This is a genomic window from Planctomycetaceae bacterium (assembly GCA_039680605.1).
In the GTDB taxonomy this organism is placed as follows: Bacteria; Planctomycetota; Phycisphaerae; order SM23-33; family SM23-33; genus JAJFUU01.
Genome location: JBDKTA010000044.1, coordinates 139,276 through 157,757, shown reverse-complemented (window position 1 = coordinate 157,757; position 18,482 = coordinate 139,276). Strand labels below are relative to the sequence as shown.

Sequence of the window (18,482 nt, the reverse complement as noted above, 5' to 3'; positions counted from 1 at the left end):
CACCGGCGAATTTGAAAACCTCTTGTCGACTATTTTCGACGCCGGCGCGCCAAGGCCGTAACGGCTCCCAGCGCAAACAATGACACCGAGGCGGGCTCGGGGATGACGCGGATGAATCCGTCGCCGCCGGCGGTCAGACCGCTGGTGTCCCACGTGAGGCCGGCGATGCTGGGCAGGATGATCTGGTCGAACTCGCCCGTCAGCGTGTCGGCCAGCAGCAGGCGGTATGCCCCCGGCGAAATCGCCGCCCCGTCCAGCAGGCCGATCTCCAGGATCGAGCCGTTGAGGTCGAGGATCGCCTCGTTGACGGCCCCGAACTTGTACGCCAGGAGCTGGTCGAAGCCCGCGAGGTCGCCCAGTTCGAAGACGTAGGTCTGCCCCTGGGCCATCGTCGTGATCGTCTGGCCGAGGTCCACGTACACGCGCAGGGCGGGGCGCTCCGCCTCGCCGCCCTCGGAGGTGGTCACGTCCATGCCCTTGGTGTCGAACAAAGCCGTCGGCGGCAGAGCCCAGCCGTAGTTCTCGTCGGGGTGATCGGAGAAGTACGCGATCTCGCCGGTCATGTTGATGGCGTACCGGAAGTACGCATAGCGGGCGCCGGCCGGGATGATCCAGGCGATGGCGTTCTGGGCTTCCACGCCGTCATACTGCAAGCCCGGCTCGGTGTTGCCGTTGAGCGTGACGTTGTCCCAGGTGAGCGTGTCTTCATCCCACGAGCCGTTCATCCGGCGGGCGTACACCCACCAAGGGGCGTAGCCGATGCCGTTGGTCTGCGAGAGGTCCAGGACAGCCGTATGCACGGGCGTGCCCGCGGCAATCTGCCCGGGCCCGCTGCCGAAGATGCCCTGGAACTGCAGGAATCCCTGCGCCTGGTCGTAGCTCGACCCGCTCGCCGATGGGTCGATGGTCATGCTGCCATCGTTGCCGTGGGTGTTGGCCGTACCCGCGTCGCCCGCCCATACGTACGTGTCCTGCGTGCCCGTGTAGACCACCGGCTGGGGCTCGCCCTCGACGACGGTGGTCACGGCTTGGCCGTTGATCGTAATCGGCGCATCCTGGCGGAAGACGTACTCGGTCGTCAGGTCCGTGCCGATTTCGCTTCGCACACCGGCAGCGCCTTTGCCGGCGACATTGATCTTGCCGTCGACCAGGACCGTCAGCCGCGCGTTGTCCACGCCGCCGTACATGTACACGCCAGCGGGGTTCTGGTAGGCGTCCAGGCGGATGTAGAGATGGTTGCCCGCGTCGGCCTCGGTGGCGGTGTACTGGAAGTTGAACTCGCCCGTGCCGGTGGCGACCGCCACGGTCTGCGCAGCCGTGCCGCCCAGGGGCGCAGCGGCCCGCAGGGTGTCGGCGTCGGCCCCGCCCGCAACGCCGATGAAGCTGCCGATGGCCTGGAAGGTGTTGGGGTTGATTCGCGAGTTGAACGCCTCTGCCGTGAAGATATACGTCTCGCCGGCCGTCATCACGCCCAGGTCTTGCGCGATGCGTCCGGTCTTGTACGGCGTGACCTGCCCGTCCGGGTCGGCCAGGCGAAGATAACGGCTGGTGCTGGGGGTCGACTCGTAGGCCGCATACTCGCCACAGGCCATGAAGGCATGCGCCGGGTCGAGCGTCAGGTTGATCCAATTGGGCAGCGCGTAGCGCCCCTCGGTCTCGCCGAAGACCGCGTGCCCCGTCAGGTCGGCGCCGAAGGTCTCAAAGTCGCCGTTGAGCAGGACCGGCTCGCCCCAGGCCGCCGCCGGAAGAACGGCCACGGCCAAGACCAGCAAGATCACTCTAGAGATTCCACATTTGTCCGACATGCCCTGATCTCCTGCCCACACAGCCTGATGAGCCAACGGGCGCCCGCTGCACTTTTGAGTACTTCGCATCTGACTATTTCCATCGTCGTCGGCGTGCTGATGCCGCCAAGGCACCGAGCACCAACAGCAAGGCCGAGGCGGGCTCGGGAATGGGGGAATATTCGATCACCAGTTGCGGACGCATGGCGGGTGTGGCCGACTCGCTGGAATGAACCTGCCAGGAGGCGTTGTAACCGCCGTAGATCTGGAACCCGGCGTTGTCGGACCCGCCGCCTCGCGTCCAGAGATCGACGATCTCCGTCAGCGTGTCGACATTGGCTGCCAGAGCAGCGGGGTCGACGTTGATCTCGACCATCGTGCCGACGGGGGTAGTCGCGGTGGACAGCGTGAAGGTCGCCACGGCCCCGTAGACGTCGGCCGCCAGCCGCGCTCCGCTGGTGCCGCCAAGCCACTGCTGGGTGTTGTACACGCGATAGTTCCACGTTGAAGTGCCGGTCTCGGTCGTTCCGTTAGACGATCCCTCGACCCATCCGGCGTTGCCTTCGCGCAGCAGGTTCAGGTTGAAGGTGGCGCTGGAGGAGGTGTTGGAGACCCAGAATCGCAGCTTCATCGACTCGATGCTCTCGTACTGCCCGGCGATCGAGCTCAGGTCGAACTGGATGATGGGAGCCCGCTGCTGGCCGGAACCGGGCGGGCCCATGATGAGCGTCGTCCGCCCGCCGTAGTTGTTGTTGGCTGCATTCTGCACCAGGGACGTGTCTTCAGTGCCAGCGTAGCTGTTCAGTCCGTCCTGGAACAGCACCTCCGCCGCCGGCGCCGCCGAGGCACCCGCCAGCACCGCCGCGACCAGAACTGAGATCGCCAGATGCTTCATTTTCTATGCCTCATGCGCTTCAGCAGCACACCCAGCCCGCCGATGGCCAGCAGGCAGGCCGTCGCCGGCTCGGGGATGACCGTCAGGAGAATGTCCTGGCCGGAATCGTCTACGCTCAACGTGGCACTGTATCCACCGATGGTTCCGCTCAGGTTTGCACCCAGCGCTCCGCTGTTTCATCATCCTGCTCCTTCCGTTTTCGGCGACATGACAGAGACCAGAACTGATGCCACAACCACTGCCGTCGCCTCATTTGTCCGCCCATATGGCCCTCGCCCCATGGCCAGGCATTGTCCATCGTGGCCTATTATGCCACAGACTCGGTAAAAGGATACCCCATATCTTTATTTTTTATGTTACGATTCGTATAACCATGGAAAGGAAGAAAGGCCGTGCCCCCAACCTCCGGCGATTCTCCTCGCGTGCTTCTTCTGGGACACGACGTGTATCATCCTTTTGCTCGTGGGGCGGTCGAGTACGGCAGACGGGCGGGATGGGCAACGGTCTTTTCCCATAGACAAAACCTTACCCCCATGGGGCAGGTACAAATGTCCCGCCCCGACGCGGTGCTGACAACAGGCGTGTGGGAGTGGCAGATCCGCCCGGACGAGATTACGGTTCCCCTGGTCGCCACCGAATACCCACCCAACCCATCCATCCGCGCCGCCTACGTGCTTCTAGACTACCGCGCCAGCGGGCAGATGGCCGCACAGCACCTTACCGACGCGGGCTTTCGACACTTGACCTACTGGTATATGGGCTCAAGTTGGGCCCTGGACGCACAGCGCGACGGGTTCGAGCAGGCCGCCCGCGACGCGGGAGCGACCGTGCATGAACTGGATTGGTCGAAGCGCGGGCCGGGGTTCTTCTGGGACTACGCCGACCAGCGCCGCTGGCTCGTCCAGCATGTCTCGGCCATGCCCAAGCCGCTGGGGCTGTTCGTCGACAGCGACTGGACCGCCCTGGACGCCCTGGCCGCGCTGGACGAGGCCGCAATCGCCGTGCCCGAAGAAGTCGCCGTCATCTCCTGCTACAACATCGAACCGATCTGCGAAGGCGCGTCGGTTCCTCTGACCAGTATCGACATGGACTGGCACGCCCAGGGCTATCAGGCGGCGGCCGTGCTCGATGGCATGCTGAAGGGCAAGAGACCGCCCCGCAAGCCGGTGTACGTGGCGCCGCGCGAGGTGGTGGTGCGCCAGAGCAGCGACGTGACTGCCGTGGCGCACCCGGGAGTCGCCAAGGCCATGCAGATCATCCGCCAGCGCTATGGCGATCCGGAGTTGACGATCCAGAGGCTGGCCGACGATGTGGGGATCTCGATCATCGCGTTGAACAAGGCTTTCAAGAAGCACCTGGGCTGCTCGCCGAGCACGCGTCTGCGCCAGCGGCGGATACGGGCGGTGGAGGAGTTGCTTAAGAGCACAAAGCTTCACGTCAAGGAGATCGCCGCCCGCTGCGGGTACGGGACGGTCAACCACATGATCTACATCCTGCGCCAGGCCACCGGCTTGTCTCCCACCGCGTGGCGAAGAACCTTCACCGCGAATATCGCGTCGCGGGATTAGTCCGCAGATATTTCTTCATGTAATCATGGCGGGCAGATCGGCCGGCGCGGGATAATGATGCCTTTGATAAGGAATCGGCCCATGATCGAAGGTCTGAAGATCCAATGCACCGCCCCTCGCACAGCGATGGTGGAAAAGTGCGCCGAACTGCTGGAGCGCGTCGCCAGCCGGCGATGCTCTGCCGCCGACGCGAGCGTGCGCCTGGCGATCGCCGCGGGGATCGGGACCCAAGGATATTCCATTGCCGACGCCGGCGAGTCCGCGGTGGCCATCACCGGTAACGACGAGCGCGGGCTGCTCTACGGCGTCGGGCGGTTTCTGCGCGACGCCTCGTACGACAACGGGCGCTTCCGGGCCGGGGCGTGGCGCGGCACGAGCGTGCCGGTCAAGCCCGTTCGGGCAATGTACTTCGCCAGCCACTTCCACAACTTCTACCATGACGCGCCGATCGCCCAGGTGCAGCGATACGTCGAGGAACTGGCCCTGTGGGGCTGCAACGCCCTGAGCGTCTGGTTCGACATGCACCACTACCAGGGCATCGACGACCCGGCCGCACGCGAGATGATCGACCGCCTGCGGGCTATTCTCAGCACCGCCAACTCCGTCGGCATCGCCGCGGGGTTGACCACGCTGGCCAATGAAGGCTACGCCAACAGCCCCCAGCCACTCCGGGCGGACTGGACAGCCGGGCACGACGGCTACACCAGCCCCCCCGGCGGACACTATCACGTGGAAATCTGCCCCAACGTACCGGGCGGCATCGAGCAGATCGTCGCCGACCGCCGACAGATGCTGGAGGCTTTCGCCGACCTGGACATCGAGTACGTCTGGATTTGGCCGTACGACCAGGGCGGGTGCACCTGCAGCCGCTGCGCCCCCTGGGGCGCGGCGGGATTCCTCAAGGCCGCCAAGGCCGAAGCGGGCGTCATCCGCCAGGTCATGCCCGCGGCCAAGGTGGTCCTGAGCACCTGGTACTTCGACCACTTCACCAGCGGCGAGTGGTCCGGGCTGAGTCGCACGTTCGAGGCGGAAAGACCCGACTGGGTCGACTACCTGATGATCGACGACTACGGAACCTTTCCGCAGTATCCCCTCACGCACGGCGTGCCGGGCGGTTTTCCCGCCGTCAACTTTCCGGAAATCAGCATGGAGGGGATGTATCCCTGGGGCGGCTTCGGGGCCAACCCGCGGCCGGCACACTGGCAGAAACACTGGGACAAGACCCGCACCCTGGTGGAAGGCGGATTTCCCTACTCCGAAGGCATCTACGAGGACATCAACAAGATCATCCTGCTGCAAATGGAATGGTCGCCCGACCGCCCGGCGCTCGATGTCGTGCGCGAGTACGCCCGGTACGAACTGTCGGCCGCCGTCACCGACGACGCCGTCCGCCTCGTCGAGGCGCTGGAACTGGCCCACGGGCACTACAGCGACTGGAAGATCGGCGAGTGGCCGCGAACCCCGGTCAATCACATTTTGGGCAGCGTGACAGCCGAGACGGCCGCGAGAACGCGGGCCCTGGCGGAATCTATCGACGCCAAGCTGCCCCCCTGGGCCCGGACCGCATGGCGGTGGCGCATTCTGTTCCTGCGGGCCGCCCTGGATGGCGAGCTGACCGCCTCGGGCGGACAGGCCACCGAGGCCTCCGAGCGGTATTTCCAGGAATTGGGCGACATCTATCATTCCGCCCGCGCTCTGCTGCACGTCTCGCCGCCGGGCGCCAAGACGTTCGACCGCGTCGCCGCCGTCGGCCTGGAACAAACCTGAGGACTGCCTGGCGGCCTGTCCAGGTGCGCGATAATCGTTTTAGGCGAAACGGCAACTGGGGCTGGGGGTTTTATCTCCCGCGAACTATCGGGATCACCCAATGCGATTGTATCTGTCCAGTTTGACGTGCTTGCTGCTGGCTGCGGCGTCTGCGGCAGGCGAGATCCATGTTTCGCCTGCCGGCAGCGACGCGGCCGACGGAACCGCTGCGGCGCCCTTTGCCACCCTTGCCAAGGCGCGCGACGCGATGCGGGCGACGATCGCCGGCGGGATGTCCGCTGACGCGACCATCGTCCTCCACGGCGGCAAGTATTACCTCGACGAGCCGCTGCGCCTCGACGAACGCGACGGCGGGCGAGGCGGACACTCTGTCGTCTACAAATCCGCCGCCGGCGAGCAGGCGGTGCTGTACGCCGGCAAGCCGGTCACCGGATGGCAGAAGTGGAAGGGGCAGATCTATCGCGCGCCGGTGCCCAAGGACCGGCGGTTCTTCCAGCTCTTCAACGGTCTGCGCGACGAGCCGATGGCCCGCACGCCCAATCGCGGCAGCGGGTATCTCGGCGGCCGCGGCGCCGGGCGCGACGGGTACTTCTACCCCGCCGGCGTGCTGCCGGACAAGTTCGACTTCGCCGACGCCAACGTCTTCATCTGGATGAAGAGCAACTGGTTCTCGAACTTCTGCCAGGTGATGGCCGTCGACTTCGCCGCCCGCCGCCTGACGGTCAGCCCGCAGGCGGGGCTGGAGCCCTACGGCGGTCGGGCGTGGATCCAGGGCGTGCTCGAACTGCTCGACGAGCCTGGGGAGTGGTGCCTCAAGCACAAGGAAGGCTGGCTGTACTATTGGCCTCGCGGGCCCATCGAGCGCCAGGAGATCGTCATTCCCACCGCCCCGCGCGTGCTGGACATCCGCGGCAGCGGGCCTGACAAGCAGGTCTCCAACATCCGCATCGAAGGCCTGACCCTCGGCGGGACCGACTTCGCGTCGAGCTTCGGCCTGGCGGGCAACAACAGCTTTTCCGACGCCAACGGCGCCATCCACATCGAGAACGCCCACCACATCACCGTCGAGGCCTGCAAGATCCTCAACGCGGGCATGGCCGGGGTATACATGGCCGGGCGCGCGAAAAATAACACGCTCAAGAACTGCTGGATCGAGCGGGCGGGCTTCGCGGGGATCTACATGTGCGGGTTCCGTCCCGGCGATCCGCAGTTCACCTCGGCCGCCGAGTCGGACGTCAACAAGGGGCACGTCATCACGAACAATTTCATCCACGACTGCGGGCTCTTCGCCGGCCACGGCGTGGGCATCCAGTTCTACCAATCGGGCGACAACGAGATTTCGCACAACCGCATCGCCCGCACGCCGCGCTACGGCATCAGCTACAAGGGTCTGCGAATGGGCGCGCTGGGCAAGACACTTTACGGAAAAGCCAAGACGCTTGAGACGTACTTCGAAGCGGCGCACGGGCGCAACGTGCATGTGGCATACAACGACATCTCCAACGTCTGCCGCGACAGCCACGACTGCGGCGCCATCGAGAGCTGGGGCGTCGGGCGCGACTGCGTGTGGGAGTACAACGCCCTGCACGATATCGACAAGGCCGTCGACTGGAACGGCTACGGGTTCGTGATCTACGGCGACGACGGCAGCCACTACCTGACGATGCGGGGCAACGTGATCTATCACTGCTACGGCGGCGGGCTGTTCGGCATGACGAACCTCAAGGGCCTCGACAACGCCCTGGAGAACAACGTCGTCGCCGACAGCAGCTTCGGCCGCACGGTCACGGTCTTCCCGCAGTACGAACCTGGGGGGAACATCTCGATCTCGCACAACATCTTTAACATGCGCGGCGGGCTGTATACCACGGGCATGAACCGCGCCGCGCGGCTCAAGGAGATCGACTACAACGTGATCTTCCCGCCGCACCGGGAGTTCCGCCGCCACGGGTTCGACCCGCACAGCGTGCAGGAAGACCCGCAGTTCGACCGCAAGGGCCCGGCGTGGGATTCGACATACGCCGATTACGCCCTCAAGCCCGCCAGCCCCGCGCTCAAGCTGGGTTTCAAGCCCATCCCGCTGGAAAAGATCGGCCTGACCAAAGACTTCCCCTTCGACAAGTCGCTGATGTTCCGCAAGGCCGCGGCTGACCGCATCCAGGCCGAGGACTACGACCGCATGCAAGCCCTGCGCACCATCGGGGGCACGGGCGTCTACGACATGGGCAACGGCGCCTGGGCCCGCTACGTCAACGTGGACTTCGGCGCCGGCGGGCACAAGACCTTCAAGCTGATGGGTGATCTGGGCAAGGACACGACCGTCACGGTACACTTGGACAATCCGACCGGTCCAGTCGTCGCGACAATCAAGAGCGCCGACGCCAAAGGCGCGCATCTCCACACCGCCCCCGCCGCCGGCGCCACCGGCGCACACACGGTCTATCTGGTCTTCACCGGCGGCGGTTTCGTCGACTGGTTCACATTCGAGTAACCAGCAGGGTGCGCGTCCCGGGTGCCGTGGCGCGCAGGGCCGCAGGCTCGGAAAGCCACGATCCCCGGACTCGCCGCCCCCCAACCGTCGTGGCTGTCGGGCTAAAGCCCTCCCGCCACGGCACCCCCTCTTGAGCCTCTTGCACCACACGGCGGAGTTGCAGCTTGATAATCGGCTGCCGCAGAGTTACGCTCATTCCGTCTTTCTCTGATTGGCGGGTTCCTTTATGACAGAGGCCGATTCCAGATCGTTCCCCACTGGTGCGCAGGATGTCGTTGCTATCGTCGATGAAATCCTCGCCAAGGCTACCGCCGTCGCCGCCAGCGATGTGCATTTTGAGCCCACCGCCGGCGGCATGCAGGTCCGACTGCGACTCGATGGCGTGCTCAAGACCATTGAGGAACTCCCTCGCAGCGTGGCCGAGAACATCATCGCGCGGCTGAAGGTGATGGGCGGATTGCTCACGTACCGCACGGACATTCCACAGGAAGGGCGCATTGCCTCTCCCGGCGGGTCCGGCGTGCAGGACAAGCGCCTGGCGATTTTCCCGACCATCCACGGGCAGCGGGCGGTGGTGCGGATCTTCCAGCAGGACCAGTCACTGGACGATCTGGCAAGCCTGGGTCTGCCCGCGGCTATCACGTCGGTGCTGGAGGGCATCGCCGAGCAGAACCAGGGGGTGCTGCTGATGACCGGACCGGCCGGCAGCGGCAAGAGCACCACGCTGGCGGCGATCGTGCGGCACATTCTGCAGCGATTCCCCGGCCGCAGCGTCGTGACGCTGGAAGACCCGGTCGAGCGGCATTTGCCCGGCGCCACGCAGGTGCAGATCGGTCCCTACGGAGAGATGACATTTCCGGTGGCGCTGCGGTCGCTGCTGCGGCAGGACCCGGAAGTGCTCATGATCGGCGAGATCCGCGACGCCGAGACCGCCCGCATCGCCGTCGAAGCGGGACTGACCGGCCATCTGCTGCTGAGCACGATGCACAGCGGCAGCCCGGCCTCAGCCTTGCTGCGATTGCTCGAAATGGGCGTCGAGGCGTACCAGGTGACATCGAGCATCTCTGGGGTGATCAATCAACGGCTGCTGCGCCGCCTTTGCGCCGCTTGCCGCGGCGGTGACCCTCAGTGCCCGTGCTGTCTGGGCACCGGGTTCTCCGGCCGCGCGCTCATCGCGGAGATGATCCAACTCGACGGCGACCTGCGGCGGGCGCTGCTGGCCAAAGCCGATATCGACACGCTGCGCGATCTCCTGACCCGCAAAGGGCACATGAATCTGCGGCAGAACGGAATGCACCTGGTGCAGACCGGGGTGACGACGCGCGAGGAACTGCTGCGGGTTTGCGGCCGCAGTGACGATGGGGAGAACTAATGGCCACGTATGAATACCAGGCCCTGACCGAATCGGGGCGGAGCATGCTCGGGACGATCGATGCCGACTCGGACCTGCACGCCCGCGAGCAGTTGCAGGGGATGAACCTGACGGTCAGCGCGCTGTCGGTGCAGGCGAGCAAGCGGTTGGCCACGCCGATCGGTCGCAGCGAGTTTCTGCTGTTCAACCGGCAACTGGCTGCCATCGCCGGAGCGGGGCTTCCGCTGGAGCGTTCGCTGCGCGAGTTGGCAGGCGACGTGTCCTCGGCGCGCGTTCGCAAACTCGTCGAGCAACTTGCGGCTGATCTGGAAGCCGGAGCGACCATTGAGGAAGCCTTCAACAAACACCGCCAGTTCTTTCCGCCGCTATACGGCCAGATCTTGCGCGCGGGCATCAGCACCGGCCGACTGGCGGAAATGCTCACCAGCCTCAACCGCCACGTCGAAATGTCGGGCACCACGCGGCGGATCGTCTGGGAAGCCGTGACGTATCCGCTGACGGTGCTGGCGATCGCCGCGGGGGTGGTGACGGCCGTGCTGTATTGGGTCACTCCGGAGTTTTCCCGGTCGTTCCAGGGCTTGCACGGCGGCGGGGCCTTGCCGTTCTATACGCGAACGATGCTGACGCTGTCGGAACAGTTGGGCCCCATCTGGCTCTCTATCGCCTGCGTGATTGTGCTGACGGTCGTGGTGGGGTTGGCGCTGCGAAGCACGCGGGTCGGCAGGATGACGCTGGAACGCTCGCTGCTGGGCTTTCCCGTCATCGGACGCGCCTGCCGGAGCGGAATGCTGGCGCGGATGGCCGACGCGATGGCGGTGCTCGTCAGCGCTGGACATACCATGAGCGACTGCCTGCGACTGGCGGGGGCAGCCTCGGGCAGCGAGGTCATCGAGACCGAAGCACAGGAAGCCGCCCGGCAGATCGACCAGGGGCAGGATATCGTCCAGGCCGGCCGACATTGCACCGTGATCCCCGGGTTCTTCCTGTATTCCCTGCAGCTCGGCAGCCGCCGCAATGATCTGCCCGACACGCTCTACGGGCTGGCCGAGATGTATGTACACCAGACCGAGGCCCACCAGTCGCGCCTGCAGGCGGCCATGATGCCAATGCTGCTGCTGTTGGTGGGCCTGATGGTGGGCCTGTGCGTCTTCGCGATGTTCGCCCCGTACATCGAACTGTTGCAGAACATAGGCAAGCAGTTCTGAGGCCAAAACACGATGTGGTGGAGCCTGCTCATCCCGGTGGTGCTGGCGGCATGCGTAACTCTTTCGCTGCGCCGGCCGAAGATCGCGGTGCTGGCTTGCCCGCCGTTGCTGGTGGCGGCGGCAGTGGCCGGCGGCCAGTTCGTCGGGTTAGCGCCCGCCCTGGCGATGCTGGGAATCCTCATCATTGTTCCGGTGCTGGTGTTATCCACGCGCCGGGGGGGCGGGGCCAACCAGTGGCACCACCGGGTGGCCAAAGCGGAACTGATCATCCTGGTGGGCATGTGGGTGCTGAATCTGGCCGGCGGATTCCTGGCGACGCCCCCGCCCTACGGGCCGGTGCTGTTCGTGCTGGCGGTGGTGCTGTGGATTCTCTACGCCAAACGCTCCCGCGACGCGCTGACGGTCGACTTGATCACGACCCTCGCCGCCGGAGTGCGACAGAACCTTCCGCTGACGGTAACAACGCAACTGGCTGCCGAGGGACGAGAAGACCGTATCGCCGCGGTGCTGCGCGGGACCGGAGCCTTGCTCTGGCAAGGCCTGCCTCTAAGCCAGGCGGTGAAGGGCGCATATCCCAATTGCCCCGTAAACGTTCTGGCGGGGCTGGCGATGGCCGAACGACTGGGGCAATTGCCGGCGTATCTCCAGAGCCTTCAGGCCGACTACACCCGCGCCGCCCGCGAGCATCGCCGGATGAGGCCCAGCGCCGTAACCTATGTGGCCGTTGTTCTGGCCATTACGGCCTTCGTTCTGCAAATGGTGGGCATTGTCGTCATGCCCAAGTTCGAAGCTATCTTTTCCAAGATGACCAGAAACCTGCCGGTCATAACGAAATTCATTTTCGAGCGAAACCCCTTGATCACCGGCATCTTGCTTCTTCTGGCCGTGGTCGTGGCGGGCTTTTCGTCGATCTCGCTATTCAGTTGGTTCCGACCGTGGCTGCGCCGAATGCTCGAATTTCCTCTGGCTGCGACTGATCTGTTCAGGTGGTATCTGCCCGGGCTGGGATGGTTCGAACGCAACCGCTGCCTGCTCTCGACGGCCCAGGCCTTGCGCGTGACGCTGCAAGCCGGGCGACCGCTGGATGAAGGCATCGCCAACGCCATGACGCTGGACATCAACACCCGCTGGCGCAGCGGCCTCAAGAGGTGGCATCGCGATACGAGCGCCGGGCAACTTCCCGCCCCGGCTGCGCGAAAGGCCGGGCTTTCCGCGCCGCTGGCCTGGGCCTTCGACACCGAGAACGGCTCCAATCAAGCCATTTCCACACTTGAAGCCATCGAAGGCATTTGCCGCAGCCGCTATGCTTATCGCCTTAATGTGCTCAACAGCGTCCTCTGGCCGGTCATGGTCCTCATCCTGGGCTGCTGGACAGGGATGGTAGTCTTGAGCATATTCCTGCCGATGATCCAACTGATCGCGATGTCGGGCAAATAAATGCCCTTTGAGCTGCTCGGGCTCAGCCCGCCTTGTCCGCCGGGTGCAGCTTCAGCGAAGCCGAGTTCATGCAGTAGCGTTGGCCGGTGGGTTTGGGACCGTCGGGGAAGACGTGCCCCTGGTGGGCGCCGCAGCGGCTGCACAGCACTTCGGTGCGCACCATGCCTTCAGAAAGATCCTCGACGAGAACCACGCTGGCCGGGTCGACGGGCTGATAGAAACTCGGCCAGCCGGTGCCGCTGTCGTACTTGGTGGACGAGTCGAAGAGCGGTTGGTCGCAGCAGACGCAGTGATAAACGCCGGGGGTTTTGGTGTTCCAGTACTTGCCGGTGAAGGGCGGTTCAGTGGCGGCTTTGCGGGCGATGCGGAATTCCTGCTGGGACAGTTGCTCGCGCCACTGCTGGTCTGTCTTCTTAACGGGGAAGTTCATGATAACTCATTCTAACGATCTGCCCGCAGAATGCATAGAATCTGTGCGTCCCATAGGTCTTATTGCCCCCATTGCCTGTGCCGCCGGTTAGCGCTTTCACTGGGGCGCCACATGGGGTATTTTAGCTGAAGAAGGATTATTGCCCAGCGCCGGCGGCGCCAGGACTGGCCAGGTTGTCACAAGACCTTTACACATTGTGGTTGGGGATCGCGGCGGGCCCCCGCCCCGTCGACCACTATACGCTGCTGGGCGTCAAGCCTTTCTGCCAGGACCAGGACGCCATCGAGCAAGCCGTCCGACGCCGCATGGACAAGCTCGACCAGTACGCCCTCCACCCCGACCGCGCCAAACGCCAGGCCGTTCAGAACATGATGAACGAACTGGCCGCCGCACGCGTGCGGCTGGTCAACCCCGAGCAGAAGCTGCGCTACGACCAGACGCTGGCCGCGGCGCTGGGCGTGTCGGCGCCGGCGAGTTCCCCCGCCGTCGCGGCGCCGGCCGACGCCCCGGATGCCAAGCGCAGCCGGAAGCCTCGCGACATCTTCGTCCGCCGCCTGAGAAGCCACCTGCTCAAGTGGTCCATGGACGCGCACGAGGAACGCCTGCTGGTCGCCGAAGCGGCGGCTGTCGGTATCGGCGAGAGCGAGGCCCTCAAGATCATCCGCCACATGGACGCCGAAGCCGAGCGCATCGCCGGCAAATGGCGGCGCAAGGTCACTGCGGGCATCGTCGCGATGGTCATCGCCGGCGCCGCGGCGATTTTCGCGTTCGTGCTGCTTCCGGCAATGATGCGGTCGAAAACCGACTCGCAGTTCGACGCCCACATTGCCGCGGCGCGCGACCTGATCGAAAAGGGCAACCCCAAAGGAGCCTTGGCCGAGTTGGACCAGGCCCAGCAGATTAAGAAGGCCGATCCGCTGCCCGCGCAACTGCGCCTCCGCGCCCAGGGCGCGGTGCTGGTCGACGAGGCCGCCGCGGCCCTGAGGGAAGGGCACTACGAACAGGCCGCCCAGAAACTCACCGCCGCCGAAAAACTGCAGGGCGACGGGTCCGGCGCGCCGGCGCTTCGCGCCCAGGCTCTGGAGGTTCTGACCCGCCAGATCGACTCTGCCGTGGCGGCCGGCAATGCCTCCCAGGCCATCGCCTTGCTCAAGGGCGTGCAGATCCTCGCCGGTCAGGACCCGCTGGTGGCGCGCCTCAGCGAGAGCATCCGCGCCCTGCAGCGCAAGCTCGTTCTCGACGAGGTGCCCAAGGACCTCGAAGCCGGACGCTACGCCGCCGCCCTGGCCAAGATCGACGACCTCAAGCGCCTCGGCGAGAGTTCCGCGGCCACTGACGCCCTCCTGCGTCAGCACAGCGCCAAGCTCGCCCAGACGTTCCGCGCGCAGTGGTCGGCGCGCCAGTGGGCCCCCGCCGCGGCGACCGCGACGGCCCGCCGCCAGATCAGCGGCGACGCCGGGGAATGGGACATCCTGCCGCTGCTGGGGCGGACGACGGCTTCCGACGCCGCCGCGGCGGCGGCCTGGGCTCGCGAGCTGGTAGCGGCGGCGGCCCATCCGGCGACCTCGCCCTGGCCGGCGTTCCGCACGGCGCTGCTGAAGGCGGCGATTCCGGCGGCGATGAAGGACCCCGCCGGCGACGCCGGCGCCTGGCAGGCGGCGCAGGTGCTGGCGGTTGTCGAAGGCCCCGACGGCGCCGCCGGCGAGTGGATGGCGGCGCTGCTTCGCGCCCGCATAGAACGAACCGACGCCCCGCAGGATAAAGACAAACTCACCCGACGGCTCATCGCCCTGCTGACGGCGATGGCCAAACAAAGCCTCGCCGAGGGCAACCAGGCGCGGGCTCAGAAGTATGCCGCCCAGGCCAACACCGCCGCGGCTGCCATCTTCCTCACCACGCAAACCGAGCCGCTGGTCAAGCAAGCTGCCGCCGCCGAGGCGCTGTGCAAGGAACTCGTCGCTCTGCGGGCCAAGGCTCACGGCGGCGATCCGGGTGCGGCCGAGCGAATCTTCCACATCTGCTGGGTCGAGCTGGACGACAAGGACTCCGCCGCCCGCTGGGCAGAACATCTGCCCGCCGCCGACGCCGAAACGTTCATCCTGGCGACCCTCGACCGGTCGAGCCTGTCCGACGCCCAGTGCTCGCAGGTAGAGGAGTGGTACAAGCGGCTGGCCCAGACGCCGCAGATCAGCGATGCGGCAAAAGATCGCATGCTCAAGCTTGCAGACGAATACGGCAAGGCAGCCGCGAGCCGCACCCAGCCCAAGGCCCCGGCGAAGAAGCCCGCCCCGGCGAAAGAAGACCCCGCGATGGTCCCCGACGTCGAACTGGCCGGCGTCACCTGGGTCAAGGGCGCCTCCGAAGACGCCAGAGTTCCGCCGACCTTCGGCAAATGTTCCGAGGGATTCTTCAGGAACAGAGTTCCCGCTGTGGCCGGAAGGCAGTTCAAGAACGGCCTCAACTTCCGCGCTACGAGCAAGGGCGCGGCCGCGGCCGCTCAGGTCGTCTATGATCTCGATCCCAAGTGGAAGGCGTTCGTCGCCCAGGTGGGGCTCGATGACATCTCATCGCTGCGAAACCCCACCAATGCCGGTCCCTGCATCGCCGAGGTGTTCATCGACGACAAGAGCGTCTTCAAGAGCCGCCCCCTGGAGCCTGGCGCCGAAGCGGTCCCCGTCGTGGTGGTAATCCCGCCGGAAAGCAAACGCATTCGCCTGACCGCCGAGATCAGCTCGTCAAGAACCCGTTGCTTCGTCACCTGGGGCAACCCCGGGTTCCAGTTGACGTTGAAGGCGGTCCCCGCGCCCGCCACGGCGGCGGCGGCGACCAAGGTTTCCTCGCGACCTGTGCCGCCGGCGCCGACGGTTTTCCTGGGCGACCTCAAACCGGTCGAGGCCTCCACGCTCTGGGGGGCCGTCACGGCCGACCACAGTCCGCTGGACAATCAGCCCCTTCGCATCGCCGGCACGGAGTACCCGCGGGGACTGGGTCTTCATGCCCCGGCCCGGGTGACGTACGAGCTGACCGCAGGATACAAGTCGTTCGTCGCGCGCGTGGGCGTGCATACGCACGCCATCAAGGCTCTCGACGGCACGCTGGGCGGCTCAATCGTCGCCTCGGTGCTCATCGACGGCAAGATCGTCGACCGCAGCGGCGTCCTTCGGTACGCCGACCCGCCCTGGAACGTCAACGTGCCGATACCCGCCGGCGCCAAACAGATCACCCTGGTCACCACCAGCGCCGGCGACGCGTCGAACCCCGACCTGGCGGATTGGGCTGTGGCGGGCTTCGTCACCAATGCCACGGCGCCCAAGACCCCCGCCCAACCGCCTGCCGACCCCTCGCAGACGCCCTCCAAGGCGCTGCAGGAAATCCTCGCCGCCCTCGACGCCGCCCAGTATGACGCCGCCGCAGCAAAGGCCGCCGCCTTCCGCCAGCCGAACCCCGCCTCGGGCGAACTCGATGCCGCTATCGCCCCGTGGGTCCGCCGCACGTCGACGGCCTTCATCAACGCCCTCAACGCCAAGGCGCCGCCGGCCTACCAGCAGGCCGCGACCCTCGCCCGCGCCGTCAGGGCTGTCACCGCCCCCGATGCGCCCTACAACGTCAATCTTCTGATGGGGCTCGAAGGCGCCGCCCAATCCGGACCCGAACCCTCGCTTGAGCTGGCACGCAAGCTCCTCGAGGCCGCCGCCGCTTTGACCGGCGAGCCCGAACTGGCCAGCGCCCTGCGACTGGCCGCCTACGACCGGGCGCTGGCGCATCCGGAGAACCTCGAACAGGCCCAGAAACTCCTGGCCGATCTGGCCGCGGCCCACCGGACAGAATACCAGCCCAAGCTCCTGCCGGCGTTTCGCAAGAACTACGAATCGCTCCCTGCCGGAAACGCCAAGCTCACCGCCGGGCTGAGCCTGGTGGCCCTGCTGATGGACGTCGGCTCTGCCGCCATTGTCGCCGGGCAGTGGGACCATGCCGCCAAGGCCTACGAAGAGGCCCAGGCGCTGGCGCCGGGCGTCGAGTCGCCGCACCAGCGCGAGATCCAGTTGAGGCTCAAACTCGTCCGCTCGCGACAGACGTATATCACGCAGGCCGCAGAGGCGGCCCAGGCGCTCGAGCTCGCAGAGCCCGACACTGCCTCCACCCTCCGCAAGAGACTCTTCACGTTGCACTATGTCGAGCTCGGCGACGTCGCCAACGCCGCCGCCTACGCCGATGCCGACGAGGCCAATATCGAGCCCCAGCGACTCATGGCCCTGCCGATCAAGGACCTGGCCCCCGAGCAGTTCGCCGCCCTGGAACGCTGGCACCGCGATCTCGGCGCCGCCGAAAACGTCAGCCAGACCGGCGCCGAACGCATGGCCGCCAAGGCCGCCGAATACGCCCGTCGCCGCCGGGCGCTGCTCATGGCTCGCCCCCTGGTCATCAACAACGCCACGATCCAGGCGGCGATGGATAACTTCAAGGAGACCCGCGTCGTCGCCACGGCGTTGACCGTCAACGGCCTCAAACAGGCCCTGGCCCCCAAGGGGGCCGGGACGCTGATCGTCGGCGGCCAGCGCGAGGTGAACCTGCAGGTTGGCGCCAGACCCGACGGTGCGTGCGCGGCCTCGCTCGATCTGTCGGGCCTGGCCAGACTCTTCGCCAATCTCGACGAGATGACGGTAGGGCTCGGGCGCCGCGCCCCGGCCGACACCGCACACGCCACCGGACAGGCTGCCCTCAAACTCGCCCCCATCAGCGTCGTGCAGGCCGAGAAGATTATCGTCGGGCGGGCCGTCGGCGCCGCCGGCGAGGGTATGAGCGGCACGCTGGACCTGGCAGCCGACACCACGCTGCAGGCCAACAGCATCGAGATCGCCAGCGGACCGGCCGCCCAGGGAGCCCTCACGCTGCCCAAGAGCGCCCGCCTGCGCCTGCGAGGACGCAACGGCGGAAACACGCCCGTCAAGATCACCCTGGGCGCCGGGGCCGCCGACGCCGCAACGCCCGCCTCGGCCGTGCTCGACCTTGGCGGCGGATGGACCGACGCCAGAATCTCCACCCTCGAGACGGCGCCCCAGGGCTCACACGCCGCCGCGGCTGTCACCATGGGGATCGGAACCGTCGAGGCCGACGCCATCATCCTGCGCAAAGGCGCCGACGCGTCGCGGCCCACCACGCTGACCCTGGCGGGAACAACCCTGCTGGTCAACAAAACGCTGACGATCGAAGAGGGCGCCGTCGTCACGCTGGCCCCGCCCGACCCCGCCGCCGCGGCCCCAGCCCAGGCTGCAGCCGCGCCCGCAGCGCCGGCGAAAGCGTCACTGCGAATGCCCGCCAATGGCGAAACAAATCGCACGCTGCTGGAGAATTACATCAAGACCGGCCAGATCACCGCCGCTGCCCCCAGCACCTTAACAATTCGCCAAGAAGAGCAGCATCTCATTGTCGAACCAAAGCCTTGATCGACAGAGCCGCCGATGAATTGAGCCGCTGAGGTCGCAGGGGACGCTGAGGAAGTAAGAAGACAAACAACTCTTTCCTCTGCGTCCTC

Annotated in this window: 11 protein-coding genes; 7 read left to right on the top strand and 4 right to left on the bottom strand. The window is 66.1% G+C overall.

All coding sequences use genetic code 11. The features are described 5' to 3' along the window. Nucleotides 1-29: 29 nt before the first annotated feature. From ABFD92_13500 to ABFD92_13490, 3 genes are all read right to left on the bottom strand, one after another. Nucleotides 30-1,778, bottom strand: a complete 1,749-nt coding sequence (locus tag ABFD92_13500; GenBank protein MEN6505554.1) for a DNRLRE domain-containing protein — start codon at nt 1,776-1,778, stop codon at nt 30-32. 100 nt (nt 1,779-1,878) lie between these two features. Beyond that, complete coding sequence (locus tag ABFD92_13495; protein MEN6505553.1) at nt 1,879-2,679, bottom strand: DNRLRE domain-containing protein; 801 nt, start codon at nt 2,677-2,679, stop codon at nt 1,879-1,881. Continuing rightward, the gene (locus ABFD92_13490) at nt 2,676-2,798 is read right to left on the bottom strand and encodes a PEP-CTERM sorting domain-containing protein (protein MEN6505552.1); all 123 of its coding nucleotides are present in this window, start codon (nt 2,796-2,798) and stop codon (nt 2,676-2,678) included. The genes ABFD92_13495 and ABFD92_13490 overlap by 4 nt, the downstream gene beginning before the upstream one ends. A gap of 429 nt (nt 2,799-3,227) precedes the next feature. On the opposite strand from ABFD92_13490, the gene ABFD92_13485 reads away from it, so the two are divergent. The 6 genes from ABFD92_13485 to ABFD92_13460 all read left to right on the top strand — a co-directional run bounded on the left by ABFD92_13485 (nt 3,228) and on the right by ABFD92_13460 (nt 12,519). Beyond that, nucleotides 3,228-4,247 (top strand): substrate-binding domain-containing protein, encoded by a 1,020-nt coding sequence (locus ABFD92_13485; GenBank protein ID MEN6505551.1) that lies wholly within the window; start codon nt 3,228-3,230, stop codon nt 4,245-4,247. A gap of 81 nt (nt 4,248-4,328) precedes the next feature. Beyond that, nucleotides 4,329-6,014 carry a hypothetical protein gene (locus ABFD92_13480; GenBank protein ID MEN6505550.1) on the top strand — a complete coding sequence of 562 codons (1,686 nt, stop codon included), beginning with the start codon at nt 4,329-4,331 and terminating at the stop codon, nt 6,012-6,014. Nucleotides 6,015-6,114: 100 nt separating this feature from the next. Next, complete coding sequence (locus ABFD92_13475) at nt 6,115-8,505, top strand: right-handed parallel beta-helix repeat-containing protein (protein MEN6505549.1); 2,391 nt, start codon at nt 6,115-6,117, stop codon at nt 8,503-8,505. A 226-nt stretch (nt 8,506-8,731) separates the two neighbouring features. Next, complete coding sequence (locus ABFD92_13470) at nt 8,732-9,877, top strand: GspE/PulE family protein (protein ID MEN6505548.1); 1,146 nt, start codon at nt 8,732-8,734, stop codon at nt 9,875-9,877. Beyond that, entirely contained in the window at nt 9,877-11,082 is a 1,206-nt protein-coding gene (locus ABFD92_13465) for a type II secretion system F family protein (protein ID MEN6505547.1), read from the top strand. The genes ABFD92_13470 and ABFD92_13465 overlap by 1 nt, the downstream gene beginning before the upstream one ends. 12 nt (nt 11,083-11,094) lie before the next feature. After that, nucleotides 11,095-12,519: a type II secretion system F family protein gene (locus tag ABFD92_13460; protein MEN6505546.1), complete on the top strand. Its 1,425-nt coding sequence runs from the start codon at nt 11,095-11,097 to the stop codon at nt 12,517-12,519. A 22-nt stretch (nt 12,520-12,541) separates the two neighbouring features. On the opposite strand, the gene msrB is transcribed toward ABFD92_13460, so the two are convergent. Next, nucleotides 12,542-12,949, bottom strand: coding sequence for a peptide-methionine (R)-S-oxide reductase MsrB (gene msrB / locus ABFD92_13455; protein ID MEN6505545.1), 408 nt, complete (start codon nt 12,947-12,949; stop codon nt 12,542-12,544). A 173-nt stretch (nt 12,950-13,122) separates the two neighbouring features. On the opposite strand from msrB, the gene ABFD92_13450 reads away from it, so the two are divergent. Beyond that, nucleotides 13,123-18,393, top strand: coding sequence for an NPCBM/NEW2 domain-containing protein (locus ABFD92_13450; GenBank protein ID MEN6505544.1), 5,271 nt, complete (start codon nt 13,123-13,125; stop codon nt 18,391-18,393). Nucleotides 18,394-18,482 lie beyond the last annotated feature (89 nt).

Excerpts from the sequence above, each read along its gene's own strand:
- ABFD92_13460 (MEN6505546.1), top strand. The coding sequence starts at position 11,095 with ATGTGGTGGAGCCTGCTCATCCCGGTGGTGCTGGCGGCATGCGTAACT.
- msrB (MEN6505545.1), bottom strand. The coding sequence starts at position 12,949 with ATGAACTTCCCCGTTAAGAAGACAGACCAGCAGTGGCGCGAGCAACTG.
- ABFD92_13470 (MEN6505548.1), top strand. The coding sequence starts at position 8,732 with ATGACAGAGGCCGATTCCAGATCGTTCCCCACTGGTGCGCAGGATGTC.
- ABFD92_13465 (MEN6505547.1), top strand. The coding sequence starts at position 9,877 with ATGGCCACGTATGAATACCAGGCCCTGACCGAATCGGGGCGGAGCATG.
- ABFD92_13495 (MEN6505553.1), bottom strand. The coding sequence starts at position 2,679 with ATGAAGCATCTGGCGATCTCAGTTCTGGTCGCGGCGGTGCTGGCGGGT.
- ABFD92_13485 (MEN6505551.1), top strand. The coding sequence starts at position 3,228 with ATGTCCCGCCCCGACGCGGTGCTGACAACAGGCGTGTGGGAGTGGCAG.
- ABFD92_13480 (MEN6505550.1), top strand. The coding sequence starts at position 4,329 with ATGATCGAAGGTCTGAAGATCCAATGCACCGCCCCTCGCACAGCGATG.
- ABFD92_13475 (MEN6505549.1), top strand. The coding sequence starts at position 6,115 with ATGCGATTGTATCTGTCCAGTTTGACGTGCTTGCTGCTGGCTGCGGCG.